Annotated in this window: 26 protein-coding genes, 1 pseudogene and 2 other annotated features; of the genes and pseudogenes, 3 read left to right on the top strand and 24 right to left on the bottom strand. The window is 42.4% G+C overall.

Going from position 1 to position 25,996, the window contains the following annotated elements:
* Window positions 1–74: 74 nt before the first annotated feature.
* Window positions 75–296 carry a small acid-soluble spore protein SspI gene (gene sspI, locus MHB69_RS13185; RefSeq protein WP_024425725.1) on the top strand — a complete coding sequence of 74 codons (222 nt, stop codon included), beginning with the start codon at window positions 75–77 and terminating at the stop codon, window positions 294–296.
* Between the two features lie 42 nt (window positions 297–338).
* Here the strand turns inward: sspI and cstA are convergent, their stop codons facing one another.
* Window positions 339–2,135, bottom strand: coding sequence for a carbon starvation protein CstA (gene cstA / locus MHB69_RS13190; RefSeq protein WP_046312019.1), 1,797 nt, complete (start codon window positions 2,133–2,135; stop codon window positions 339–341).
* 345 nt (window positions 2,136–2,480) lie between these two features.
* Complete coding sequence (locus MHB69_RS13195) at window positions 2,481–3,569, bottom strand: M42 family metallopeptidase (RefSeq protein ID WP_024425723.1); 1,089 nt, start codon at window positions 3,567–3,569, stop codon at window positions 2,481–2,483.
* A 179-nt stretch (window positions 3,570–3,748) separates the two neighbouring features.
* On the opposite strand from MHB69_RS13195, the gene MHB69_RS13200 reads away from it, so the two are divergent.
* Entirely contained in the window at window positions 3,749–4,153 is a 405-nt protein-coding gene (locus tag MHB69_RS13200; RefSeq protein WP_024426127.1) for a hypothetical protein, read from the top strand.
* 21 nt (window positions 4,154–4,174) lie between these two features.
* On the opposite strand, the pseudogene MHB69_RS13205 reads toward MHB69_RS13200, so the two are convergent.
* The 8 genes and pseudogenes from MHB69_RS13205 to MHB69_RS13240 all read right to left on the bottom strand — a co-directional run.
* Window positions 4,175–4,390, bottom strand: a pseudogene (locus MHB69_RS13205) (DUF1294 domain-containing protein); the annotation flags it as partial.
* 54 nt (window positions 4,391–4,444) lie between these two features.
* A complete protein-coding gene (gene rplT, locus MHB69_RS13210; protein WP_007501659.1) occupies window positions 4,445–4,804 on the bottom strand; it encodes a 50S ribosomal protein L20 in 360 nt (119 codons plus the stop codon).
* Between the two features lie 31 nt (window positions 4,805–4,835).
* Window positions 4,836–5,036: a 50S ribosomal protein L35 gene (gene rpmI, locus MHB69_RS13215; protein WP_003216324.1), complete on the bottom strand. Its 201-nt coding sequence runs from the start codon at window positions 5,034–5,036 to the stop codon at window positions 4,836–4,838.
* A gap of 24 nt (window positions 5,037–5,060) precedes the next feature.
* Window positions 5,061–5,576: a translation initiation factor IF-3 gene (infC, locus tag MHB69_RS13220; RefSeq protein WP_024718649.1), complete on the bottom strand. Its 516-nt coding sequence runs from the start codon at window positions 5,574–5,576 to the stop codon at window positions 5,061–5,063.
* A 70-nt stretch (window positions 5,577–5,646) separates the two neighbouring features.
* Window positions 5,647–5,778 (bottom strand) — a sequence feature (ribosomal protein L20 leader region).
* Window positions 5,779–5,906: 128 nt separating this feature from the next.
* Entirely contained in the window at window positions 5,907–6,602 is a 696-nt protein-coding gene (gene lrgB, locus MHB69_RS13225) for an antiholin-like protein LrgB (RefSeq protein ID WP_024425719.1), read from the bottom strand.
* Window positions 6,603–6,616: 14 nt separating this feature from the next.
* A complete protein-coding gene (gene lrgA, locus MHB69_RS13230) occupies window positions 6,617–7,060 on the bottom strand; it encodes an antiholin-like murein hydrolase modulator LrgA (RefSeq protein WP_024425718.1) in 444 nt (147 codons plus the stop codon).
* Between the two features lie 137 nt (window positions 7,061–7,197).
* Complete coding sequence (locus tag MHB69_RS13235; RefSeq protein WP_211043124.1) at window positions 7,198–7,935, bottom strand: LytTR family transcriptional regulator DNA-binding domain-containing protein; 738 nt, start codon at window positions 7,933–7,935, stop codon at window positions 7,198–7,200.
* Complete coding sequence (locus tag MHB69_RS13240; RefSeq protein WP_101676778.1) at window positions 7,932–9,689, bottom strand: sensor histidine kinase; 1,758 nt, start codon at window positions 9,687–9,689, stop codon at window positions 7,932–7,934. The genes MHB69_RS13235 and MHB69_RS13240 overlap by 4 nt, the downstream gene beginning before the upstream one ends.
* Window positions 9,690–9,865: 176 nt before the next feature.
* Between MHB69_RS13240 and MHB69_RS13245 the strand changes: the two genes are divergently transcribed.
* Complete coding sequence (locus MHB69_RS13245) at window positions 9,866–10,645, top strand: HAD family hydrolase (RefSeq protein ID WP_081124654.1); 780 nt, start codon at window positions 9,866–9,868, stop codon at window positions 10,643–10,645.
* Window positions 10,646–10,701: 56 nt separating this feature from the next.
* Here the strand turns inward: MHB69_RS13245 and MHB69_RS13250 are convergent, their stop codons facing one another.
* From MHB69_RS13250 to polA, 14 genes are all read right to left on the bottom strand, one after another.
* Window positions 10,702–11,622: a methyl-accepting chemotaxis protein gene (locus MHB69_RS13250; protein ID WP_342489551.1), complete on the bottom strand. Its 921-nt coding sequence runs from the start codon at window positions 11,620–11,622 to the stop codon at window positions 10,702–10,704.
* 156 nt (window positions 11,623–11,778) lie between these two features.
* Complete coding sequence (thrS, locus tag MHB69_RS13255) at window positions 11,779–13,719, bottom strand: threonine--tRNA ligase (protein ID WP_024426134.1); 1,941 nt, start codon at window positions 13,717–13,719, stop codon at window positions 11,779–11,781.
* 45 nt (window positions 13,720–13,764) lie between these two features.
* Window positions 13,765–14,012 (bottom strand) — a binding site (T-box leader).
* Between the two features lie 43 nt (window positions 14,013–14,055).
* On the bottom strand, window positions 14,056–14,925 hold the full coding sequence (gene ytxC, locus MHB69_RS13260) for a putative sporulation protein YtxC (protein WP_046312028.1): 870 nt from the start codon (window positions 14,923–14,925) through the stop codon (window positions 14,056–14,058).
* A 60-nt stretch (window positions 14,926–14,985) separates the two neighbouring features.
* A complete protein-coding gene (locus tag MHB69_RS13265) occupies window positions 14,986–15,624 on the bottom strand; it encodes a TVP38/TMEM64 family protein (RefSeq protein ID WP_046312323.1) in 639 nt (212 codons plus the stop codon).
* A 33-nt stretch (window positions 15,625–15,657) separates the two neighbouring features.
* Complete coding sequence (dnaI, locus tag MHB69_RS13270; protein ID WP_034279671.1) at window positions 15,658–16,587, bottom strand: primosomal protein DnaI; 930 nt, start codon at window positions 16,585–16,587, stop codon at window positions 15,658–15,660.
* Between the two features lie 16 nt (window positions 16,588–16,603).
* Entirely contained in the window at window positions 16,604–18,028 is a 1,425-nt protein-coding gene (locus MHB69_RS13275) for a replication initiation and membrane attachment family protein (protein WP_340892024.1), read from the bottom strand.
* 101 nt (window positions 18,029–18,129) lie between these two features.
* Window positions 18,130–18,588 carry a transcriptional regulator NrdR gene (nrdR, locus tag MHB69_RS13280; RefSeq protein ID WP_003216720.1) on the bottom strand — a complete coding sequence of 153 codons (459 nt, stop codon included), beginning with the start codon at window positions 18,586–18,588 and terminating at the stop codon, window positions 18,130–18,132.
* A 4-nt stretch (window positions 18,589–18,592) separates the two neighbouring features.
* Entirely contained in the window at window positions 18,593–18,979 is a 387-nt protein-coding gene (locus MHB69_RS13285; protein ID WP_034279668.1) for a hypothetical protein, read from the bottom strand.
* 184 nt (window positions 18,980–19,163) lie between these two features.
* Window positions 19,164–19,544, bottom strand: coding sequence for an adenosylmethionine decarboxylase (gene speD, locus MHB69_RS13290; RefSeq protein ID WP_003216492.1), 381 nt, complete (start codon window positions 19,542–19,544; stop codon window positions 19,164–19,166).
* Window positions 19,545–19,779: 235 nt separating this feature from the next.
* On the bottom strand, window positions 19,780–20,802 hold the full coding sequence (locus MHB69_RS13295) for a glyceraldehyde-3-phosphate dehydrogenase (RefSeq protein ID WP_024425707.1): 1,023 nt from the start codon (window positions 20,800–20,802) through the stop codon (window positions 19,780–19,782).
* Between the two features lie 172 nt (window positions 20,803–20,974).
* Window positions 20,975–21,580: a dephospho-CoA kinase gene (gene coaE, locus MHB69_RS13300; RefSeq protein ID WP_034279663.1), complete on the bottom strand. Its 606-nt coding sequence runs from the start codon at window positions 21,578–21,580 to the stop codon at window positions 20,975–20,977.
* A gap of 13 nt (window positions 21,581–21,593) precedes the next feature.
* Entirely contained in the window at window positions 21,594–22,226 is a 633-nt protein-coding gene (gene ytaF, locus MHB69_RS13305) for a sporulation membrane protein YtaF (RefSeq protein ID WP_342495666.1), read from the bottom strand.
* 174 nt (window positions 22,227–22,400) lie between these two features.
* On the bottom strand, window positions 22,401–23,234 hold the full coding sequence (gene mutM / locus MHB69_RS13310) for a DNA-formamidopyrimidine glycosylase (RefSeq protein WP_081124656.1): 834 nt from the start codon (window positions 23,232–23,234) through the stop codon (window positions 22,401–22,403).
* 26 nt (window positions 23,235–23,260) lie between these two features.
* Entirely contained in the window at window positions 23,261–25,900 is a 2,640-nt protein-coding gene (gene polA / locus MHB69_RS13315) for a DNA polymerase I (protein ID WP_342495667.1), read from the bottom strand.
* Window positions 25,901–25,996: the final 96 nt, after the last annotated feature.

Consider the following 25,996-nt stretch of genomic DNA (forward strand, 5'->3'; position numbering starts at 1 on the left):
CTCATGCACACTACATAATAAACCTGTCTTTGAGACAGAATAGGGCTATTACCATCAAAAAAGGAGTGTGGGCAATGGATTTTAATTTAAGAGGCGCAGTCATTCAAAACATTACTGGCCATAATCAAGAACAGCTTGAACATACGATTTTAGATGCGATTCAAAGCGGCGAGGAAAAAATGCTGCCAGGCCTTGGCGTGTTGTTCGAGGTGCTTTGGCAAGAAGCATCAGAAAACGAGAAAAATGAGATCCTTGAAACATTAGAGCAAGGCTTAAAGCCTCAACAGCAGCAATAAAAAAAGCCGGTTTGCTTATAAAAGCAAGCCGGCCTTTTTCATTTAGCCAGTGATAGGCGTTTCCATTCGAAGCGCTGGATCACGCCAGATTTCGACCCATTTTTTTATCGCAAACACAATAATCACAAAACCTAAGATCAGCATGATGATCGACAGCACCGCATTCAGCACGCTGTAACCGGATGCTTCAGGATTGAGATATACATTTGCTACCATCCAATAGCCTGCATAATTCACCGTCACATATAAGTAAGCAAGCGGAATTAAACAAGTCAGCATATATCGTCTTTTATCTGCAATTTTTAATACAACGGTTGCCCCGATGATCAACCCAACCGAGGCCATTAACTGATTTGAAACCCCAAACAGCGCCCAAATAGACCCGATGTCCCCTGAGTAAAGTAAGTATCCCCACATAAAACAAGCAAGCGCACTTGCAAACACCGAACCAGGTATCCAGTCAGTTCGTTTAAGCGGTTTATATGCTTCACCTAAGAAGTCTTGAATCAAATAGCGTGCCACACGTGTCCCCGCATCAATAGCAGTTAAAATAAAGACAGCCTCAAACATAATGACGAACTGGAAGAAGTAAGAAGCCAAATGACTAAAGAACGGAATCCCCGTAAAGATATACGCCATCCCTACCGCTAATGTTACGGCACCACCCGTTCTTCCTTCTAAGTCAAGGCCGATTTCCTTACTCAGCTGCGGAAGGTTTTCGACACTCATACCGAGTGTACGGAACACTTCGGGTGTACTGTTTATCGCAAAATAATCTCCTGGATGCAGAGCAGTAGCTGCAATTAAAGCCATAATCCCAACTAAGCATTCCACAAGCATTGCGCCAAACGCAACAGGCTTCATATCACTCCATCGGTCCAGCATCTTAGGTGTTGTCCCTGAACCAACAAATGCGTGGAAACCAGAAATGGCACCGCAAGCAATGGTAATCGAAATAAATGGCCAGACAGGACCAGCTAATACAGGTCCTCCTCCATTCACAAACTCTGTAAACGCGGGGAATTGAATGGACGGATTCACGACAAAGATACCAGCAATCAGCGCAATGAATACACCAATTTTCATAAAACTACTTAAATAGTCCCTCGGTGCAAGCAGCAGCCAAACTGGCAGAGCCGCAGCAAAAAAGGCATAGATCGGCAGGGCAAGAGCAAGCGTTTTTGTATCAAGTGTTAAAAAATCACCTAGTGCCGTTCCTTGAATATTTGGACCAAGGAATACCCCAAACATCAGCAAAATAAATCCCGCAGATGTCGCCAGCTTTAAATTGCCTGTTTTTTTATAATACAGACCAACCCCCATCGCAATCGGAATCGTGATTCCAACTGCAAATGTCCCCCAAGGGTTACGTTCTAAAGCATGAAGCACAACCATAGACAAACCTGCCATTGTGATTGTAATAATAAACAGCATCGCAAGCCCTGTACAAAACCCGGCAACAGGTCCCAGCTCTTCCTTCGCTACCTCTGATAATGATTTCCCCTTTTTTCGCATCGATGCAAATAAGACGACTAGATCATGTACAGCTCCGCCTATGACTGCTCCAATTAAAAGCCAAAGGAGACCAGGTAAATACCCAAATTGAGCGGCTAAAATCGGACCCACTAACGGACCAGCAGCTGCAATGGCAGCAAAGTGATGCCCAAATGTGACCCATTTATTTGTCGGCACATAATCTTTCCCGTCCTCTAGCGTGTGAGCCGGTGTAGGATGATCATCTGTGACCTTTAATACCTTGACCATCATAAATGTGCCATAAAGACGATAGGCAATCGCTAAAATACACATAGATCCTATTACAATTGTAACCGCATTCATTTAACCATCCCCTTTGTATAAACAATTTGTTACAAATATAACATAAATTGATTGATTTTTCTTTCTTTTAAAACCAAGTTGACAAATAAGAATAGTATGTTTATTCTTAAGGTAGCTTCACCTACTTCCATAAACTCTCTTTTGACAGGGCATTCTATGGCTCTGTCCTTTTTATTGCTTTCATCTTACAAAAATAAACGCTCGATCACATGTGCCTTATTCACTAGGAAATATTCTCCTTTTTTACTGAAAATAGTTCTTTTGACTCACTTTGAACACACCGTTCATTTCCTGGGAAATTCAATAAAAAAGCCTTTCCCCTGTACTGAGGAAAGGCTTTCTTACTTAAGAACCGTACGTAATCTGTTCAACGGTTTTTTGATCAAGTCTTTTGATCACTTCTGTTAAAAGCTTCACTGCATTTTCATAATCATCTCGGTGAATCATTGCGGCATGGGTATGAATATATCTGCTCGGAATTCCGATAGATAGTGATGGAACACCATGGCCTGTTAAATGAATACCGCCAGCATCTGTCCCGCCGCCAGGCATTGAGTCATATTGATAAGGAATGTTCAGTTCATCAGCTGTTTGGACAACAAAATCACGAAGTCCTTTATGAGAGACCATTGAAGCATCAAATACAACAATCGTTGGGCCTTTGCCAAGTTTGCTAGTTGCTTCTTTCTCAGTGATGCCCGGTGTATCTCCTGCTACACCTACATCAATGGCAAATCCAATATCAGGCTGAATCGTAGCCGCTGCTGTTTTAGCTCCGCGCAGGCCTACTTCCTCTTGGACAGTTGCGACGCTGTAAGCAATATTCTCATGCTGAGCATTGTGCAAATTTTTCATGACATCAATGGCGACTGCACAGCCAATGCGGTTGTCCCATGCTTTTGCAAGGAGCATTTTTTCATCATTCATGACTGTAAACTCAAAGTAAGGAACGATTTGATCTCCAGGCAGCACGCCCCACTCCATTGCCTGTTCTTTGCTTGACGCCCCAATATCAATAAACATATCCGTAATCTCAATTGACTTTTTACGAGCTTCAGGTGACAAGACGTGTGGTGGCTTTGAACCAATTACCCCTGTGATCTCTCCCTTTTTCGTCACAATGGTGACACGCTGGGCGAGCATGACTTGTGACCACCAGCCGCCGACTGTTTGAAAACGAATGTAGCCTTTGTCATCAATTTTTGTCACCATGAATCCTACTTCATCTAGGTGACCAGCGAGCATAATTTTAGGTCCGTTAGCGTTTCCTTCCTTTTTAGCGATCAAGCTGCCAAGGCGGTCTGTAGAGACTTCATCTGCATATGATTCTATGTATGTCTGCATGACTTTTTTGACATCACGTTCATTTCCTGGAATCCCTTTTGCATCCGTTAGGTCTTTGAGCATAGTTAATGTTTGATCGAGCTTTGTCATTCCATTTATCCTCCTTTATCTTCATGGTGCATTCTTATTATACAAAACCTCTTTCGTTCAATACGATCTTTTTATGAATATTTTTTCGTTTTACGAAATATTTTTTTAAAAAAAGTTGAAACCTTTTGGCGTTTTCATTCGTAGTACATCAGATAACGGTATTGGAGGTGCATCCTGTCATGTTTGTAATCCTCATGAGACTAGCTCTTGTTGCACTGCTTGTCTACATCTTCTACATGGCGGTAAAATTCTTCTCAAATCCGAGAAGAAAGCTGAAACAAGCACAATTAAAAGAAGGCTTTTATTTTATGGATGAACAGCAAAATGCGCGCAAAAATTTTAATTTCGTCTATAAAGGTGTCTTGTTTGAAGGGGAGAAGCATGTTCCTTCTAAGGATCATCCTCTGTTTGTCCACTCCATTTACGTTTGGACGGAGTCACCTGAGAAGCTGAGTGAATTTACATTAGAAGACTTTGAAAAACTGGAGGAAAACATTATCGAGCGTTATCCTCAAACAAAAATTGATTGGGATCAGCCCATAAAAAAAATCAAACAAAAAAAAGGAGCAGACACGCCGTCCTAATGGCGTCTGCTCCTTTTTCAAAGGCATGCCGATTTGAAAGGCAGGATGCTTTGTTTTATGCCGGAAATACTGCATTCCTAGATACGACCCGGCAGCGCCAAAAAGAACCGCAACACTCCATAAATGCGCCTCTGAAATTCTCCATTTATGTGCTTTGGCCCGGCGTTTGTCTTCACCCATGAGAAAAAAGCCATAGCCATTCACCAAAATAAGCAGCAGGATCAAAGCCATATTCATTCATTTCACCTCAGAAAAAAGATCACCCCTCGAAGGAATGATCTTTTATAGAACTTACTTGTCTAGTTGTGCTTTTGCAGCATCAGCAAGCTGATTGAATGCATTTAGGTCATTCACAGCAAGGTCAGCAAGCATTTTGCGGTTTACTTCGATACCAGAAAGCTTTAAGCCATGCATTAAACGGCTGTAAGAAAGACCGTTCATACGAGCTGCAGCGTTGATACGAGTGATCCATAGTTTACGGAAGTCACGTTTTTTCTGACGACGGTCACGGAAAGCGTAGTTTCCAGATTTCATCACCTGTTGGTTTGCTACTTTGTATAATCTATGTTTTGAACCGAAATAACCTTTTGCTAATTTAAGAACCTTTTTACGACGCTGACGCGACACAGTTCCGCCTTTTACTCTTGGCATTGTAATTCCCTCCTATGATTCCTATTCCAAATTACTTAATGTTTGCAAGTTGTTGTTTGATACGTTTGAAATCTCCAGCACTTACGATTGCACTCTTACGCAATTTACGTTTTTGCTTTGTAGATTTGTTAGCGAACAAGTGACTTGTGTACGCATGAGAACGTTTAAGTTTACCAGAACCTGTTTTTTTGAAACGTTTAGCAGATCCGCGGTGAGTTTTCATTTTTGGCATTGGATGTTTCCTCCCTCTGTTACTTTACTTTTCGACTTTTGGTGCAAGCATGAGGAACATGCTGCGTCCGTCCATCTTAGGTTTTGTTTCTACTGTTGCTACTTCAGCGCAGGCTTCAGAGAAACGGTCTAACACGCGCTGTCCGATTTCTTTATGCGTAATCGCACGGCCTTTAAAGCGGATAGAAGCTTTCACTTTATCTCCCTTTTCAAGGAATTTGATTGCATTACGGAGCTTCGTGTTAAAATCATGTTCATCGATTGTCGGGCTCAACCGAACTTCTTTTAAGCTAATGATTTTTTGATTCTTACGTGCCTCTTTTTCCTTCTTCTGCTGTTCGAATCGGAACTTACCATAGTCCATGATTCGGCAAACAGGTGGTTTTGCATTTGCAGCAACTAACACAAGGTCAAGATTGGCTTTCGTAGCAATTTCCAGAGCTTCCTGGCGGGTTTTAATCCCAAGCTGATCGCCATTTTGTCCGATCAAACGAACTTCACGCGCACGAATACCTTCATTAACTAATTGATCTTTGCTAATAGTGAGCCACCTCCATGAGATTTTGAATTGAGTTCACAATTCATTTGACCATTTCGTTGTATGTTTTACAGGCAAACAAAAAGTGTGGGCATATAAAACACCCACACTGCGAACATTTGCATGAAAAAATAAATGTACGGTCAACCTGTCAACTACAAACATGTGTCAATCAGGTGAGAAGCGGGTGCTTCTGCTTGTGATATCTATTCAATTCGTTAATTATTCTACACAATTTTCATTCGTCCGTCAAGTAACCGAACTCTTGAAACAACTTTTTCAGTTTAACATGATGAGACGAATTGGGCAAGACTTTTTCACACAATGACGCCATCAAAGAATCAACTGCATAAAGATTGGAATGACGATAACGGTCACAACTCCTACGACCACAACGGCGATACTTGCCATCGCTGCTTCTACTTCTCCCATCTCAATTCCAACAGAAACCCCAAGCGCATGTCCTGATGTACCAAGTGCAAGACCTTTTGCCACTGGGTTTTTAATGCGAAATAATTTTAAGAAGAAGGCACCTAGTGCATAGACAATGACTGCGTTAAATATGACCGCAAAGGCTGTGATATCTGCGATTCCGCCAATATCCTTTGCAATCGGAAGAGCAATCGCTGTTGTCGCTGCTTGTGGAAGCATGCTTTTCATCACAGCCGCATCTAAATGAATCCCTTTCGCTACGAGATATACGATCGTAATGGAACAAAGTGAACCTACAAAAATAGCGGATAAAATTTGCCACCAATATTTTTTAAGCAAGGCTCTCTGCTTATAAAGCGGGATAGCGAAAGCAATCGTGGCAGGCTCTAAGAAAAATTTGATAATCTTGCCGCCCTCATTATAATCTGCGTAGGAAAAACCGCCAACTTTCAAAAATAAAATGCCTAGTACCATCGCCACAAACAGCGGGGTGAACAAGAAGAAACCTTTTGATTTTTTAAATAAGAATGTCCCTATCCCAAAGGCGACTAATGAGACGACAATGCCAAAATAAGGACTCATTGTACTTGTACCCATTTTGCATCTCTCCTTTAATGCGTACTTGAAGCTGGTTTATTTGAATGAGAAGGAGCAGATTTACTCTCCTTTGTCTCTTTACGTTTCTGCGGTCTTTCTGATAATTGCATGAGAAGCTGCGAAAACAGCCCTGTCGCTGCAAGTAGCATAATGGTTGCAATGATAATGACGCCGACTACTTGCACACCTACTTCTTGCATGACACCTAGTGATTGAATGACTGAGATTCCAGAGGGAACAAATAGAAAGCTAATGAGTCCTGTCAATGATGTTCCTAATTGCTCCACCTGCTCCAGTTTAACGATTTTCGTTGTTAACAAAACAAATAATAGAACCAAACCAATGACGGATGCGGGCATCGGAATCGGTAAATACATTGAAATGAGATTAGAAACAAACATTACGGTTGCAAAAATAAATGCTTGAGATAGAAATCCATATACTTTCGTGGCACTCATGCCGCTTCACCTCTTTCTTCGACTGCCCTCAGTATAAGGCATGAAATAAACGAATGAAGCGTTTACAATAAAACTCGCTCGATTCAATGACTGAAATGCAAAAAACGAGTATTGAAATACAAACAAAAAAAGCCCTCCTACTCTAGCAGGAGTGACTTCTTTAATTCTTTGGCATATGTGCGGCTGACAGGAATGATAGACCCGTCTGTCATATGCAGATTATACGTCGAATTAAACCACGGCTGTACTTCTTTCATATGAGAGGTATTCACGATATAGCTGCGATGGACCCTCATAAAGTAAGCCTCAGGAAGTTTCTTTTCAATGACCACCAGCGGTTCTGAGACCTCATACTCGTGATCCTTTGTTTTCACGACCTTTTTCCCCTCGCTGAGTCCTACATACATGATCTCTTCAACTCGCAGGATCACAATTGAGTCATCGACTGAGATCGCTAATTTTTGCTGGTGGGGCGCTTTCTCATCTGACAGCTGGTGATCTTGCGTCTCAACAGATTTCCACTTTTTAAACTTTTGAATGGTCTGGAGCAGCCGCTCTTCATCAAATGGTTTTGTTAAGTAATCAAGGGCACTTACCTCAAACGCCTTCAGCGCATATTGATCAAAGGCTGTCGCAAATACAACCGCTGGCGGATCAGACATCCGGTTGAGCCTTTTGGCAATATCAAATCCGTTCTCACCAGATAAATCAATGTCTAAAAAGAGCAGATCCGGCTTATGATCGACCATCCGGTCAAAAGCAGATTCTATATTTTCTGCTTCCTGTATTTGAACATCCTCTTTCGTTCTTCGTAATAAGTATTTTAATTCATCTCTTGCTAACACTTCATCATCTACGATTAATACTTTCATCAACGAGAATCATCCTTTTTTACATAGTCCATCGGAATGCGAAATGAGATGTCAGTGCCTTGGTCACTATAAATGGATAAAGCGGCTTGTCTGCCAAAAATCCCTCTTAACCGCTGATCTAAATTAAAAAGGGCTGTTCCTGTTCCTTCTAGTGATTCGACAGGCGCTTTTAATAGCTGAGCCATCTTGTCATCATCGATCCCTTGTCCATTATCTGTCACTTTCATATAAACATGCCCATCTTTCATCAAAGCGGATACGATGACTTCACAATTCTTTTGATGTTTAGGAAAAGCATGCCTCACTGCGTTTTCAACAAGCACCTGAAGCACAAAGGGCGGAATCATCACCTGCTCCAGCTCCTTTTCGATTTGAAAGGTCACATGGTATCTATTTGGAAACCTTGCTTGTTCGAGTGATAAATATGCCTCCACATGCTGAATCTCCTTCTGCATTGGAATCAGCAGCTGGCGGGCGCCTTGCATATTTGAACGGAAATAAATACTTAGCTGAAGCAGCAGCTTCCTTGCCATCTCCACATTGGTTCTGCATAAAACAGAGATGGTATTAATAGCGTTAAATAAAAAGTGCGGGTTCACTTGTGCTTGAAGTGCTTTGATCTCTGCATCTTTTAAGAGGCGGCTTTGAGTTTCCGCCTCCCCAAGCTCAAGCTGTGTGGAAAACAGCATCGCCAAACCTTCTGCAAGCTCCTCTTCCACCCTGCTTAATCCGACCGGAGAATTGAAATACATTTTTAACGTTCCGATCGTTTGACCGTTAGAAGTGAGCGGCAGCACGATGGCCGCTTCAAGAGGGCAATGGGCGACTGAACAATTGATTTCGCCCTTCGAATGCGCCTTCATAATCTTGCCGCTCATCAAGACCTGTTTCGACAGCCCTGTAATCAGGCTTTTAGATGGAATATGATGATCTGTTCCATCTCCGACATGCGCTAAAATCTTTTCCGTGTCTGTTAAGGAGACCGCATCTGTTTCAGTCAACCGATGAATGATCTCCGCCACACTTTTACATGACTGTTCATTTAACCCTTGGCGGAAAAAAGGCAGTGTTTGATCGGCGATCGAAAATACACGATGTGTCTGCATCGCTTTTGCCTGCTCTTCTTGCCGAATGACTGACTGTAAAATAGATAAAAAGATAAAGCTGCCGATTCCATTCACAAAGATCATCGGCAGGGCGATGATACTGACAAGCCCCCATGCATCCGCAAATGGCCTTGCAAACAGAAGGATAATGATCATCTGTAATGATTCCATCGCCACACCAAAAAGAGCTGCTTGGCGAGGTGTCACCATTCGATTCCTCCGCTTAAACCTGCTGCCGACATAGCCTGCAATGACACCCGCTAAAATGGAAGAAATCGCACAGCTGAGCGCGGTGCTTCCTCCTAAGGAATAGCGATGAATTCCAGCTAAAAGCCCTGCGCCAATCCCTACAAACGGCCCCCCGATTAAACCACCCATTTCGATCCCCATAATTCTCGTATTGGCGATAGAGCTTGACGAGCCAAGGTGATAAGAAAACTCATGATTCATGACAATTTGCTGCTGAATTTCAATTCCTGTGTAATTGCTGATAATACTAAAAGAAGCAAAAATGAAGACAAGAATTGCCTTTTTCCGAAACCCTTGATTATGTAGCAATAGATTGCGAAAGCCCTTCACATGGGCAAGCACAAATCCTAAAATAACGATGATTCCCACACGCTCGATCATCATGATAATTAAATGAAGCAAACCGGCCACCTCAAATGATGTATGTCATATCTACTGTCTTTCTATTCTATCATGTGCGGTCAATGATCAAATATCTCTCAAATCTTTTCTTTATTGCCCTCTTCTTCTATTGTAAAATGAACATGAGCCTGTCACTTGCAATTGAAGGTAACACATACATAACAAGGGAGAAGATCATGAAAGCCGTATTTTTCGATTTAGATGATACTTTGCTTTGGGATGAAAAAAGCATTCATACAACTTTTCAGGAAACTTGCCGGGAAGCGGAAAAGAAATATGGACTTGATCCAGAATCGTTTGAACAGATTGTACGTGAAGAAGCAAGAAAGCTGTACTCTTCCTATGAAACATATGATTATACTGTCATGATCGGCATTAATCCTTTCGAAGGACTGTGGTCGAATTTTAGTGAACCGATTAGCGAAGGCTTTCAAAAGCTGAACGCCCTTGCACCTGAGTATCGCAAAAACGCTTGGACCAATGGCTTAAGGGCAGCGGGAATTGAAGATGAGGCATTTGGACAATATTTGGCTGATTTCTTTGCAGCAGAGCGCAGAAAACGCCCATATGTCTATGAAGAAACATACCCTGTTTTAAACCGCCTGAAAGGCAGCTACGAATTGCTCCTTTTAACAAACGGAGATCCTAGCCTTCAAAAGGAAAAACTGGCAGGTGTTCCTGAGCTTGCCCCTTATTTTAACGAAATTGTGATTTCAGGAGACTACGGGAAAGGCAAACCTGATCCGGGTATCTTTGAGCACTGCCTTCAGCTGTTAAACTTAACAAAAGACGAAGTGATCATGGTTGGAGATAATCCGAAAACAGATATTCTCGGCGCATCTCGCGCTGGCATCCAAACCGTTTGGATCAATCGCCATGGCAAGAAAAACGAAACAGATGTGACGCCTGATTATGAAATCAAAGACTTACATGAATTGTTTGATATATTAAAATAGAACAAAAAAACACCCTTCTCCTGACGACGAGATTGGGTGTTTTTGTAGTCTTAGAGCTATATGATTGCCGCTAGACTTTGCGCTTGCCGGTCTAAGCCGCGTGCTGCTTCTCCTACAATGATGAATTCCTCACTTGCCTGCTTTACAAGATCCCGGTTAGTAAACACGGTTGTCTGTGCCCGGCTTGTTCCGCTGCTGACTTTCTCTACTTCTGCATGAATCGCCTTCACGTATTGATCTACCTTGACGATCGCTTCTTTTGAATTTGTCGCTAGCTTTCGAATTTCTGCTGCCACTACACTAAAGCCATTTCCATAGGAACCCGCATGTGCCGCTTCTATTGCCGCATTTAAGGCGAGCAGCTGGGTTTGTGAAGAAATGCTGTTAATGCTTGCAGCAATGGAGCTGATGGACTCTACCTGCTCGGTTAATCCTTTTAGCAAGCTCATATTTTGATCGGTTTCGTTTGCTATATGATCAAAGGAGGCATTGACACTTTGACTATGCTGAATGCCAACTTCTGCTCGTTCCATTAATTTTGCAGACATCTCCTTTAAGTCTTCTACGACTTGCTTCATTGTATGTTCTCTCTCCGTAATATCTGTCGCCACTTTCACAACACCTACTACAGTTCCTTCTTCATCTCGAACAGGTGAATATGTCGCTTCAAGCCATAAGCTGCTGCCGTTTTTCGTGATCCGCTGCACTTTTTCTTGAAAAACTTGACCTTCTCTCAAACGCTTCCAAAACATGTGATAGCTCGTGTGTTCTGTAATATGCGGAGGACAGAACTGTCTATGTTGAAGACCGATCATCTCTTCTTTAGAATATCCCATGGCTTTTGCAAAAATATTGTTCACCCATAGAACTTCACCTGTCACATTAAATTCAATCATTGCCAGCGAGTGCTCTAATGCACGAAGAACAGCTGATTGCTCCAATACATGTGACGATAAATTGTTTGTTGTTTGCATCATCGCTTTCATTCCCCCAATTTGTCTCGAACCAATAGTACATACTTACCCTTACTTTTGTACTATCTAAACGTCTCTTTTTAGGAATTGGATCACTAGTGGAGGTGTTCTCCAAAAAGAAAAAGCCAGTGATCTAAAGAGAATCACTGGCTGTGCTTATTATTTCTTTGCTTCTGCTACTGCATGTTTCACAAAGGCTTCAAGATCCATTGTTTCTGAATCTTGTTCCCCGTACTTTCTTACATTGACAGCGCCATTTTCTGCTTCTTGATCTCCGACGACAAGCATGTACGGAATCTTTTGCATTTGCGCTTCTCTAATTTTGTACCCAATTTTTTCATCGCGGCTGTCAAGTTCTACACGAAGGCCTTCAAGCTGCAAACGTTCTTGTACTTTTTTCGCATAGTCTAAATGAACAGACGGTGAAACTGGGATGACTTGGAATTGTACAGGTGCCAGCCATGTTGGAAGGGCTCCTTTGTATTCTTCAATTAAGAAGGCAACGAAACGTTCCATTGTAGAAACAACGCCTCTATGAATCACGACTGGACGATGGTGCTTTCCATCTTCTCCGATATATGTGAGATCAAAGCGTTCTGGAAGTAAGAAATCAAGCTGTACAGTGGATAATGTCTCTTCTTTTCCAAGAGCTGTCTTCACTTGTACATCAAGCTTCGGCCCATAAAATGCCGCTTCGCCTTCTGCTTCATAGTAGTCGTGACCAAGCTCGTCCATTGCATCCTTCAGCATCGATTGTGCTTTATTCCACATCGCATCGTCATCGAAATACTTCTCAGTATCTTCCGGATCACGGTAAGATAAGCGGAATGTGTAGTCATTCAAGCCAAAGTCTTGATACACTTCTTCAATTAAGCGAACTGTACGGATGAACTCGTCTTTAATTTGATCTGGACGAACAAAGATGTGTGCATCGTTTAATGTCATACCGCGAACACGCTGAAGGCCGGATAAGGCACCTGACATTTCATAGCGGTGCATTGTACCAAGCTCTGCAATACGAATTGGCAATTCGCGATAGCTGTGCGGCTCGTTTTTGTAAATCATCATATGGTGCGGACAGTTCATCGGACGAAGAACAAGATCTTCGTTGTCCATTTCCATTACTGGGAACATGTCTTCTTGATAATGCGCCCAGTGTCCTGATGTTTTATACAATTCAACACTTGCAAGAACTGGTGTGTACACATGTTCATAGCCAAGACGCACTTCTTTATCGACAATGTAACGCTCAATGACGCGGCGGATTGTAGCACCTTTTGGCAGCCAAAGCGGAAGTCCTTGACCAACCTTTTGGGAATTCGCAAACAGTTTCAGCTCTTTTCCAAGCTTACGGTGATCGCGTTCTTTCGCTTCTTCCAGCAGACGTAAGTGCTCATTTAAATCTTCTTTGCTGAAGAAAGCTGTTCCGTAAATACGCTGAAGCATTTGGTTGTTACTGTCGCCTCTCCAGTATGCACCGGCAAGGCTTAACAGTTTAAACTCTTTGATTTTTCCTGTAGACGGCAAATGAATCCCGCGGCAGAGGTCAAAGAATTCCCCCTGCTCATAAATCGTCACAGCTTCACCTTCTGGAATCGCCTCTAACAGTTCAAGCTTTAATTCATCACCAATCGCTTCAAAGCGCTTTTTCGCTTCTTCTCTTGATACTTCAATTCGCTCAATTGGCAGATTGCTGTTAATGATTTTCTTCATTTCTTTTTCAATCTTTGGTAAGTCTTCAGGTGTGATGGCAACATCGATGTCCACATCGTAGTAGAAGCCATTTTCGATGACAGGACCTACGCCAAACTGAACGTGATGCTCTTTTCCATACAGGCGTTTGATCGCCTGCGCTAGCAAATGTGCTGTGCTGTGGCGCATAATGTCGAGTGCTTCTTCACTTTTATCTGTGATGATCTCGATTGTCCCACTTTCTAATAGCGGCGTACGCAGATCTATTTCTTTACCGTTCAATTTACCGGCAAGTGCTTTTTTCTTTAGGCCCGGGCTAATTGATGCCGCGATGTCTTCTGTTGTAGCTGTTTTGTCAAACTCCTTGACTGCTCCATCTGGAAATGTAAGTTGAATTTGTTCTGACATCTCTGGTCACTCCTTTTTTTGGCAATATAAAAACCCCGCCCCCTGGAAAGGGACGAGGTTGAATAAACGGAATCGTGGTTCCACCCTTTTTCCCGTACTTGCAGCTTGCTTTTTCATAAGCAAATACGGCTTGTGTTTCGATAACGGGAATTCCCGTCAGCCATTACTAAAATGTTCACAGCTGATGTTCAAAGGTGGTAAAGCAAATGGTCCTCTGCTAGGAAGCTTTCAGCCGCGGCTTCCCTCTCTTTAAGCGGGTGTTCATTTGTTCATGTCCTTATCAATACGGTCTCTGTATGAAGTTACACCGTATTATAAAACGTTTTTTCGTGAAAATCAAGAAAGCTTTTCACTTTTCTTTTCGAAATGGTCATGTACAAATTGAACATTCTGCTCTTGGAATGAATGAGACGGGAACACCTCGACCCTTTCTTGAAAAATATTTTGAATGGTTTGCACCATCGAGTGACCTGTATCATTTGTAAACAGGTCAATTTTTTGCGGTGCAATGGAGACAAGCGGTGCAATCAGCTGCGAATCAATATACATTGGATGCTCTCTTACAAACTGTCTGTCTATGTATTGTTTTTGATCACGCTCAGAAGCGTAGCGAAATTCCCAAATCACCAGGCGGTCCTGATGCACAACATGTACTTTTTCGAGCCTAGGCTCTCTTGCCATCACATAGTCTCGAAGCGATTGAATGAAGTTTTGATACTCTTGCTCCATTTTGTATTCTTCAATGGACACTTCAACATAGTTCTTCAGCCTTCGGTCATACTCTGACAGCCTAAATGTCATAAATGAACCAATTGAAAAAACACCTTGCTGTAAAGAAATCGCCTCAAGCTCCTTTTTTAAAAGGGCTTCTCTTGACGGGTCTTGCTGAATGCCGGGAATATCATCTAAGTCCCCATTCATGATACTGTGTGCGATGGAAAGAATTTGGTGCTGCTCTTCGGGATCTTTAAACAAATAGGTGTTTTCAAGGATGCTGCGCATGCGCTCATTTTCTTTGCATTCCAAAAAAAAGTGAACCAATAATGGCCGCACAATGTGCTCAAGTGCTTCTTCGGATTCCTTCGCCTCTATGAGAAGCCGGTCTTTCCCTTGTTGAATTGACATGTGATGCCGACTGTCTAAGTGTTCAGCAAGATGTAAAAAAGCGGCGGTATCATATTCATCTTCAAAGATTATTTCAAGCATGTTTGTCCCCCCTAACGACATCTGTTACATATATATGGGGGGAACATAAAAAATAGACGCCTAAAATAAATCAGGCATCTTTCTTTTTAAAATGAGTGGAACAGAGATAAAGATCAAATAAATCAAACAAACAACCGCTAAGGCGGCATAATTGCCGCTGACAAAGCTTGAGCCAAGAACATTTAACGCAATTGTACCCGGTATTAAGCCTAAAAAGGTGGCTGTCACAAATGCACGATAATTTGCACGTGAAGCAGCTGCCGCATAGCTGACAAAATCAAAATGAATCGGTGCAATACGCAATAACAAAATATAAAGAAATCCATGCTCCTGAATACGGGACGTCACCGCTTTCAGCTTCCGGCTGTTTGATTCCGTTTCCTTCTTTTTTGCTCGAAAGGTTGAAGCAATCATGAAGGAGCCTGTTGCCCCGGCTGTAGCTCCAATAAGGGCATAAATCGTCCCAAGGACACTGCCGAATGCCAAACCTGCCGCAAGCGAAAAGACCGTAATTGGGACGAGAACAAACGGGCGGAAAAGAGATAAGAAAAGAAAAACAAAGGGAGCCAGCATCCCAAATTGAAGCACCCAATTCTTCACATCTTTCGGCGCCAGCTGAAGATGCTGTTTATTCAGCCACCACAGCGCAGCAGCAAGAATGCCAATCACAAGAAAAAGCAGCCATTTTCTTTTGTTCATTTCATTTGCTCCTCCTTCAGGTGACATACGCTTTTATAAATGACGGCGGTTTTCTCCTTCGAGCAAGACAGGCTCTGCTAAATAGAGAATCCGTTCCATTAAACGAGCGGCTTTGACCTCTTCCTTTTCCCCCCGCTGTGAGTACGTAAAGTGATGCTTCAGCTCATTTGGTGAGAAATTAGAAGAGAAAAATGTCGGCAGCTGCTCTGCCATACGGTATTGTAAGATCGTACCGAGCAGTTCATCTCGCACCCAGCTTGTCATCGATTCTGCCCCAATATCATCAAGCATTAAAATAGGAGTGGATTTAACCATATTCAGCTTTTCTTCTAGCGTATGATCAGCTAATGAATTTTTTAACTCTCTTACAAATTCAGGCACGTAAACAAGGAGAGATGGGTACTCTTTTTCCGCTAGCTGCTGCGCAATAGCTGCTAGTATATACGTTTTTCCTACTCCAAACTTTCCGTGTAAATACAAGCCTTTTCCTTTTCCAGTCTCATCATAGCTTTGGAGGAATTGACCTACTTTTTGAATGACCTCTTGTCTTCCCACAACGTTCAGATCAGCGAACGTCGCTTGAAGGACATTTTGCGGAATATACATGCTTTTCATCAGCTCTTGCTGTTTCTTCTGTCTATCGAGCCGCAGCTTGACCAGGCAAGGAGAATATTCAATATCAATACTCTGACCTTTGATCACAAGCTTCGGGTGATACCCATCTAAAATGGCATTGACGTTTTCGTCATCTAAGCAGTAAGAGCAGCCCTTCGACTGCTGCACATATTCAAAGAGCCGGTTCAAGCTGCGATTGATCATGTCTTCATGTATCTCTTCTTGATGCTTCTGTAAAAATGCCTTCACATCTTCATCAGACAACACACTTTCTTTAATCTGATTGTATCTCACGCGAAAATCTACTCGTCCTTTTAGCTGTTCAAATGAACGACCGATCGGTTTCATCCCAACTCACCTCACCTTAATGTGCATTGTACTTTTTCATATTTTTAAACTGATCTAACAGTTTTTCTTTTTCTCGTTCAAGGTCTTCTGTAGACAGATTGTCCGTTTGCTCTTTTGCCGGCTGTTCTTTTGTTTCGGTTTCTTTCATCCAGTCAGGCAGTTTCTCTTCCCGGACGACTTTTCCTGAACCATATGGGCTGCGCTGCTTTTTCTGTTGCGCCCACTCTGTCATTTGTCTGTTCTCTTCTTTGGCAATTTTCATGGCCGCAGCAACGGTTTTGATTTTCTTTCTCACCCAATGAGAAGCGATTTTTTGCATATATGCTTTCGACAGCTTCATATCTGTTTTGAGTAATGTATAGTAGATGAGAACATTCATGACACCTGGCTCTAGCTGCTGCTCGATCATGATATCTTCGACAATTCTTAAGTCGGCATATGTTGGCTCAATGCCATCTGCCATGTCTTTTAGCAGCTCCCTAGGCGAAATATGATCCAGCTTTTCAATCAATTTTGCATCTGGAGTATCTGCCGCCTGCGTCTTTGAAGCATCTTGGCGCAAGTGTCTTGGCTGTTTTTGATCAATCAGCTTTGGCTGTTCGCCTCTGTATTCAATTTGGTACCAGTCTCTTGCTGCTTTTCTCAGCTCTTCTGTTGAGATCATTTGATCCGAACCGCATGCACCTGCTACAATATTTTGCATTTGAAGCGGGGTGATGCCGTATACAACAGCTAACTTCTTAATTGTTTCTTTTACCTGCTTTGTCAAAGCCTTTCTTGGAATCATCATGTCAGACATACCGGCTAATAATAGATCGAAATCAAAGGATTCGTCCGAGAGCGGTGCCGGCTGACTCGATCCAACGGTCACATATTCATAGCCTTGATCAAGCGATGACGCCTGATGAATTTCTTCTGTCATCTTGCGCTCGCCTGGCTGCAATACGTGAAACACTTCTTCAAATGACCGTGAAATGTTCTTTGCTTCTGCAGGAACACCCGGATAAGAGAAATAATCACGCAGCTGCATATATTTTGCTTTTTCTACACGATGGTACAGCAGGACATTCAGCATACCATCTTGGAAAAACTCATCTGGTCTTAGCGGCGGTACAAGCTCATATGTAAACAGTCTGCCTTCTTCCGTTTCCTGTTCATATGTGCGGAGTAAGCCGATCGCTTCAAGCTTTAAACGTTCCTCAAAAATATCATTTAAATTCGTTTGCAGCATGACCATGAGCTGCCGATGAGGTGCAGGTTTCCCCCACATACGATTTTGTTCCAGCTCTCCCCACAGCGTCATGTATAAGCTGAAAGCGGACATGCCAATAAGCGGCTGATATAAAAGAGTGATGAGCTGTCTATCGATGTCACCGAGCAATGAAGCGCTTTTGACGACATACGGATCGACGGCTAGCACTTCCTTCCAATGCTCTGTCATATGCTGATCCTCCCCATGAATTGCGATTGTTTCCATTGTACACTCTTTTTACGTTTTACGCTTTACGCAGGAAAAAGAGCATGAAGAATCTCCAGCTCTTTTTAGCGTTCTTTCTTTAATAGGTCTTTTAATTCATCAATAAAGACATTGATGTCTTTAAACTGCCGGTAAACCGAGGCAAACCTGACGTATGACACTTCATCAATTTTCGCCAGCTCGTCCATGACCATTTCACCTACAAGCTCGCTTTTCACCTCTGACATGCCTTGATTGCGCAGTTCTTTTTCAATATTAAAGCAGACATCCTCCAGCTGCTTTAAAGCGACAGGACGCTTTTCACACGCTTTGATGAGTCCTCTCAGCATTTTTTCGCGGCTGAATTCTTCTCGAATTCCTTCTTTTTTCACCACAATCAGCGGTAATTCTTCTAATTTTTCAAACGTCGTAAAGCGATATTGGCAGCTTTCGCACTCTCTTCTGCGACGGATGGATTTCCCTTCATCTACTGGTCTTGAATCAAGCACCCTTGTGCCAAGGTGCTGACATGTGGGACATTTCATTTCATCAGCTCCGATCTATTCTTGGAAGTTGTTTGTCTAGTTCATCATAAAGGGACAGAACGGTCTTTTGACTATAGCCGAAATCTGTTGGCAGGGCCGTTTCTGTTGTTACATTAAAATCGACAGCTGTTTCAAAAGGACGAATTGAAATGACAGTCGCCACGAGAAAGGCTTTTTTCGGCAATCGTATGTTTGCGCTGATTTCACCTCGTTCTGCTGAAACAGATGTCACTTGATAAGAATCGCTTCGGGAAAGAATGGTTTCCACCGCTTGAAAAACTTGTGTATTCGTCGATTTGTAGTAATGGCTTTTCAGTTCTGACACTGGATGCTCGTCAGATGTTTCTGTATGGTTTGACATGAACCGTTTAAACTTTTGTCTTAAAGTCATACACGTATCCCCTTTGCCATAATGCCTCTTTCTTTATTTTATAAAAAAAACCTTTGTTTTCCTAGAACAAAAGTATAGACAAGCTGGGGAATGTTGGATTTTTTATCAAAAAAAATATAAAAAGGAGCATAACACAAAGGCATTCAATGCTTTTGGCCAGCTCCCATTGCAATCTTTTTTATGTTTACAGTGCTTTGGCTTGTGCCTGTTTTACTTGTACAGGTCCCATGCCTCGAGGAATTTCGATGTTTTCTCTTGTTTCAGCACCTAATTCATCTCCGATATGATCTGCTGCAATATTCGGATCTAGGTCACCGCAAGTATAAACATCTATGCTCGCATAACCATGTTCAGGAAAGCTGTGAATTGTCAGATGAGATTCAGAAATAATGACAACTCCACTTACTCCTTGAGGTGCAAATTTGTGAAAAGCAACCTCTCTTACCTCAGCTCCTGATTTCAAAGCTGCATTTACAAACGTTTTTTCAATAAAATCCATGTCGTTCAGTTTATCACAGTCGCATCCCCATAGCTCGGAGATAACGTGACGTCCGATTGTTTCCATCATGGACCCCCCTTTAAACAAGAATGAAAGAGTGAAGTTCTAAGCAGCCGGACCGGACATATACCACGGGGGAAAGTTAGTCCTAAGAGGTCCTAACCCTTTAAGTATACCCGAATGAGTCTGCGAACAAGAAGTTCACGAAAAATAGTATACTTTGTTTAGACCCATTTTGCAAGCTGTGTTTTTAGTGGGATTTTCTCTCATTTCTTGAAAAGGGACGATCGTCTTCTTCATTTCAAACAGCAGACAGCTCTTTCATCTGTGCGCCGACAAACTTTACAAGGTCAACCACTCGGCATGAATAACCCCATTCATTGTCATACCATGCAAGAACTTTCACTTTTCTCCCTTCCATTACCATCGTTGTCAGTCCATCAACGACTGCTGAATAAGGATTTGTGTTAAAGTCCGTAGAGACAAGCGGCTCATCTGTGTAATCTAAAATACCGGCAAGAGATGTTTTAGATGCATTCGAGAAGGCTGCATTGACTTCTTCTGCTGTGACATCTTTTTTCAAGTCAACGACAAGATCAACCATCGACACATTGGAAACTGGTACGCGGAGTGCAAGTCCGTGTAATTTCCCTTTCATGTGCGGAAGCACTAAAGAAAGCGCTTTAGCGGCACCCGTCGTAGTTGGAATAATGGACTGAGCACATGCTCTTGCCCGGCGCAGATCCTTATGCGGGTTATCGATATTTTTTTGATCATTTGTATAAGCATGAACCGTTGTCATTAAACCATTGTCGATGCCAAATTCATCATCTAACAGTTTCACAACTGGTGCTAAACAGTTTGTTGTACAAGATGCGTTTGAAATAATGACGTGCTTTTCAGGATCAAGATCATCCTCATTGACACCCATCACAATCGTAATGTCTTCATTTTTACCTGGAGCTGTTAGAACGACTTTTTTCGCTCCGGCATCTATATGGCCCATCGCTTGATCTTTTGAATTAAATTTACCTGTTGCTTCAATGACGATATCAATCCCAAGCTCTCCCCATGGAAGCTGCTTCGGGTCTCTATTATTAAGCAAAAGAACTCTTTTGCCATTCACAATCAAGGCGTCATCTTCTGCTGTCACATCACATTCGTAACGTCCATGATTTGTGTCATATTTAATTAAATGTGCTAGCGTTTCGGCAGGATAGCTTGCGTTCACCGCTACAATTTGAATTTGATCATCAAGCATTGCTTTTCTGAAGACCATGCGTCCAATTCTGCCAAACCCATTGATCGCTGCTTTTACCTTCATGAACAGGTCACTCCTCTATTATGTGTTATACTCAATAAATTTATTTATGAAATTAGTATATCACATTAGAATGTAATTGCCAGTATATAAACGTATATTTTCTAAAAAGGGCTGTTCTTTTCTAAGGAAATCAGAATAAAGCATAAAAAAAGAAGAGTACGTGTATGTACTCTTACTTATCTGTATGTTCCCATTCATTTAATATGTTCTGCAATTGCTTTCTAATAAACGCGAGATCTTGTGTGTTCTCTATCACGCGGTCTGCTTTTTTACATTTCTCCTCAAGAGGCTGCTGAGAGTGAATACGATTCAGCGCTTCTTCCTCGCTGAGGTCATTTCGATTCATGAGCCTCGACAGCTGCAATTCAGGCGTTGTATACACCACAATGATGCGGTCGACGAGACTTTCCAGCTGACTTTCAAATAAAAGCGGGATATCGAGGACGACGAAGGTTTCCTTCTGACTAACCCCTTCATCTCTCTGTTTGAGCATTTCTTTTCTCACTTCAGGATGAACAATCGCATTCAACTGCTTTCTTTTCTCTTCATCAGAAAAAATGACGGCTCCAAGCTGCTGCCGGTTCAGCTCCCCATTTGGCAGGAGAACATCCTCACCAAAGGTTTGAACGATTTGTTGAAGAGCTGGTGTTCCTTTGGCAACCGCTTCTTTTGCAATGACATCTGCGTCCACGACCCGGATGCCCTGCTCTTTTATCATTTGCGAGACGGTGCTTTTTCCACTAGCAATCCCGCCTGTTAATCCAATGACAAGCGTCAATTGATTTCCTCCTTTACAGCTTCCACACCCCAATTAAAATGAGCAGAAGCCCTGGTAAGCATGCAAGTTTATCAATCCAGCGCCAATTGGCCAAGTAATGACCAGAACGGAGCCCGATACACACAAAAAGTGAGCTCATCACGGCCACAGTGATACTCATGACAATTGGAGAAAAGCCTAGAATCGCAGCGCCAATCCCTGCGCCAAATGCATCAATGGATAAAGCAATCCCAAGAAGCACCGCTTCTATTCCATTGATCGTCCCAGAACGGTCAATATCTGCACTTGTCGGCTTTCGCAAAATTTGAATGACAAGACCAAGCGATTGCACTTCCACATTGAGCAATGTCTTTTCATGAATAAGCAAATCACGCTCTTTCGCTGGTTTGTAAAATTGATAAAGGACCCAAAGTCCAATGGCGATTAAAATGCCTCCACCAAGTTTATCTGTCACTGAGACAGGGAGGAATGTCGTCAGCAGGCTGCCAATCAGCATGGAAATGAGCAGCACAATCCCTGAACAGCACGCAATAATGACAATCGCTTTAAATGGAATCTTCATTTTACGAAGTCCATACGTAAATCCTACAGAAAAGCTGTCAATGCTGACTGCAATAGCTAAAAACAGGAGCGAAATCGAAATCATACCTGAACTCTTCCTTTCTGTTCATGCAACGATGATCAAGAGTCTCTAGGCGTCCTTAGACTCTTCTTCACTATATGAAGAGCAGGTGGGCTGTGTGTCAGTCTACACCTTGCTGAAAAATGAATGTTTTTTATCGTATGCACAGCAAAAAGGAAGCATGCTGATGGCTGATTTTTATTGAGGACGCTTTTGGCAGGTCACACAAAAATGAGTGCCGCGCCCTCCGACTACTGTTTTCTCAATGATGCTTCCGCATGTTTGACAAGGCTCTCCCCGCCGGTCATACACAAGAAGCTGCAGCTGAAATGTTCCAATATCACCTTGTGAATTGATATATGAGCGAATCGTGCTTCCTCCTGCATCTACCGCTACTTGAAGTGTATCGATAATATGCCTGTGAAGCACTTTGCACGATTCAAGGCTGAGCTGATTCGCTTTTGTTTCTGGATGAATGCCTGCTTTAAACAAAACCTCATCTACATAAATATTACCTAGTCCCACGACAATCTTTTGATCAAGCAGCGCTGTTTTGACCACACGGGAAGTTTTTTTCAATTGCTCCCATAAATATTCCGGAGTGAATTGATCATCAAAAGGCTCATACCCCAGCTGCGAGAGCGGGAGTTCCTTTTCTTCTTCACCCGGATGAAATAAATGCATCGTGCCAAATTTACGCACATCATGATACCGAAGCTCAGTACCGTCTGTAAATGTAAAGACGACGTGTACATGTTTATCGTATGGCTCATGCGCTTCATGTACACGGTATTTCCCTTCCATCCTTAAATGGGAGACCATTACGTAGTGGTCTAAATGAAAGAGCAGGAACTTTCCTCTTCTTTCAATGGTTTGTATCGTTTCTCCTACCATCCTTCTTGCGAACTCTTCCGGCTCCCCAGGACGTTTGATGATATTTGGCCATTTGATATTGACCGTTTCAATCGTCTTTCCTTCGACTAACCGCTTGAGTGTGCGCCGGACGGTTTCAACTTCTGGTAATTCCGGCATGCTCCTCGCTCCTTTTTCTCTCTCTATTATTTTGCGTCGTACCAAGATGGCCCTGAAGCAAAATCAACTTTTAGCGGCACATCTAGCTGAAGTGCATTTTCCATGACTTCAGGAACAATTTTTTCGAGTATGGCAATTTCTTCTTTCGGCGCTTCGAAAATCAATTCATCGTGCACCTGTAATAAAAGATTTGCCTGCAAGTTTTCTTCTTTTAATTTACGCGCCATATCAATCATGGCCTTTTTAATAATATCAGCTGCACTTCCTTGGATCGGTGTGTTCATGGCTGTTCGTTCGGCAAAGCTTTTGATATTAAAATTACGGCTTGTGATATCCGGGATATACCGTCTGCGTTTGAGAAGCGTCGTGACATATCCTTTTTGTTTCGCTTCCTGCACGATCTCTTCCATATAGGTTTTCACGCCTTTAAAGCTTGTTAAATAGCGTTCGATAAAGGCAGCTGCTTCTTTTCTTGTGATCCCAAGGTTTTGAGATAACCCATAATCACTGATCCCATATACAATACCGAAGTTGACAGCCTTGGCTTGTCTTCTCATAGAGGAAGTCACTTCTTCTTCTGAGACATGGAACACGTCCATCGCTGTCTTCGTGTGAATATCCATATCTTGCGTAAACGCTTCGATCAAATTCTCATCCTGAGAAATATGAGCGAGTACACGCAGCTCAATTTGTGAATAGTCAGCAGCAAACATGAGCCAGCCTTCTTTTGATGGAACGAATGCTTGTCGAATCTTTCGTCCTTCTTCTAAACGAATTGGGATGTTTTGCAGGTTTGGGTCTGTTGAGCTTAGTCTTCCTGTTTGCGTGAGCGCTTGATTAAATCGTGTATGCACTTTATGGGTATCCTTGCGCGTTACTTTCATTAAGCCTTCCACATAGGTCGATTGGAGCTTTCCAATTTGGCGGTAATGCAGAATGGACCGAATGATCTCGTGCTTATCATCAAGCTTTTCAAGAACATCCGCAGATGTCGAGTAGCCCGTCTTTGTCTTTTTAATAATCGGCAGTCCTAATTTTTCAAAAAGAATCACGCCAAGCTGTTTAGGAGAATTGATGTTAAATGTTTCACCTGCTAAGCGGTGAATGGTTTCTTCATATTCTTTCAGCTTTTCCATTAACTCTTCACCCATCTTCTCTAGGCGCTCAATATCTACCTTTACCCCAAGGGATTCCATTTCACCTAGGATGAGGGCAAGCGGCAGCTCTAAGTCTTCATATAGTTCATGCTGATCATTTTTTTCTAACGCTTCAAGTGTTAAATCATGCAGAGCAGAGATCGCCGCTGCTTTTCGTCCAAGATGTTCCTTCAGTTCATCTTCAGGTGGAATCGCCTGCTTTGCTCCTTTTCCGTACACTTTTTCATCAGAAAGAGCGATGTTAAGACCATATTCCTTCGCCACACTTGCGACGTCCTCATACGATTTCTGAGGGTTGACGACATAGGAAGCGAGCAGGACATCGTTATCGACACCTTTTAGATCGACATCATGCCATCTGAGGGCGACAACTGCTCTTTTTGAATCAAAGACCCATTTCTTCTTCGTTTCATCCTGTACCCATTGTTTAAATGCGTCTGATTGAAGCGCATCTTCTTTCGTGATAAAAAACGCACCATTTTCATTATGGATCGCAAACCCAATCAAATCTGCTTCATGATAATTATCTCCAAGCTGCTCTACCACAAGAGCAGCTTGATCTGTCAGCATCTCATCCGTTACTTCGGTCATTTTTTTCACTTCTAATGCTTCTACTTCGACCTGTTCACCTGTTTCTGGTGCTTCTCCTAGACGCTCTAGCAGCGTTTGAAAGCCTAGTTCTTTATAAAGAGAGATCACTTGATCCATATGAGGACCTTCATATGCGAGATCCTTGCTTGATACATCTATTGGCGCTTCTACAAGAATCGTTGCGAGTTTTTTACTCATCACCGCTTGCTCTTTATATTCTTCAAGCTTTTCTTTGAGTTTTTTACCGCTGACTTCGTCAATATGTTCAAGCAGGTTTTCAACCGTTTCAAACTGCTTTAACAATTTAATCGCTGTTTTTTCACCTACACCCGGCACCCCTGGGATATTATCTGAGGAATCTCCCATCAAACCTTTCATATCGATGATTTGATCTGGGCGCAGGCCATATTTCTCTTCAATATGAGCCGGTGTGTAATATTCTACTTCTGTAATGCCTTTTTTCGTAATTGCTACCGTCGTATGGTCTGTTGAGAGCTGCGTTAAGTCCTTATCTCCTGAGAAAATTTTGACTTCAAAGCCGTCTTTTTCTGCCTCCACAGCCAATGTCCCGATAATATCGTCTGCCTCGTATTGAGGAAGCTCGTACCTTTTCACCTGATAGGCATCTAATAACTCACGGATAAACGGCATTTGTTCTGATAGCTCTGGCGGTGTTTTTTGTCTTCCGCCTTTATATTCTTTAAATGTCTCGTGGCGGAACGTTGTTTTTCCCGCATCAAATGCGACAAGCATATGGGTTGGCTTCTCGTCCTCGAGCATCTTCATTAAGATCATCGCAAAGCCGTAAATGGCATTTGTATGGACGCCTTTATCATTTGATAATAGCGGCAAAGCAAAAAAGGCTCGATATGCGAGACTGTTTCCATCCACTAGTACTAATTTCTTTTTGTCTGTCATGTTTTAATCCTCCATCGGCTGAGCCATTTCAGCCGTCTCTTTCACACATTGTATCATCATTTTATCAAAGTTTATTTTGAAAAGAAAATAGTCGAA

It is taken from the genome of Bacillus sp. FSL K6-0994 (genome assembly GCF_038630815.1).
Taxonomy (GTDB): domain Bacteria; phylum Bacillota; class Bacilli; order Bacillales; family Bacillaceae; genus Bacillus; species Bacillus safensis.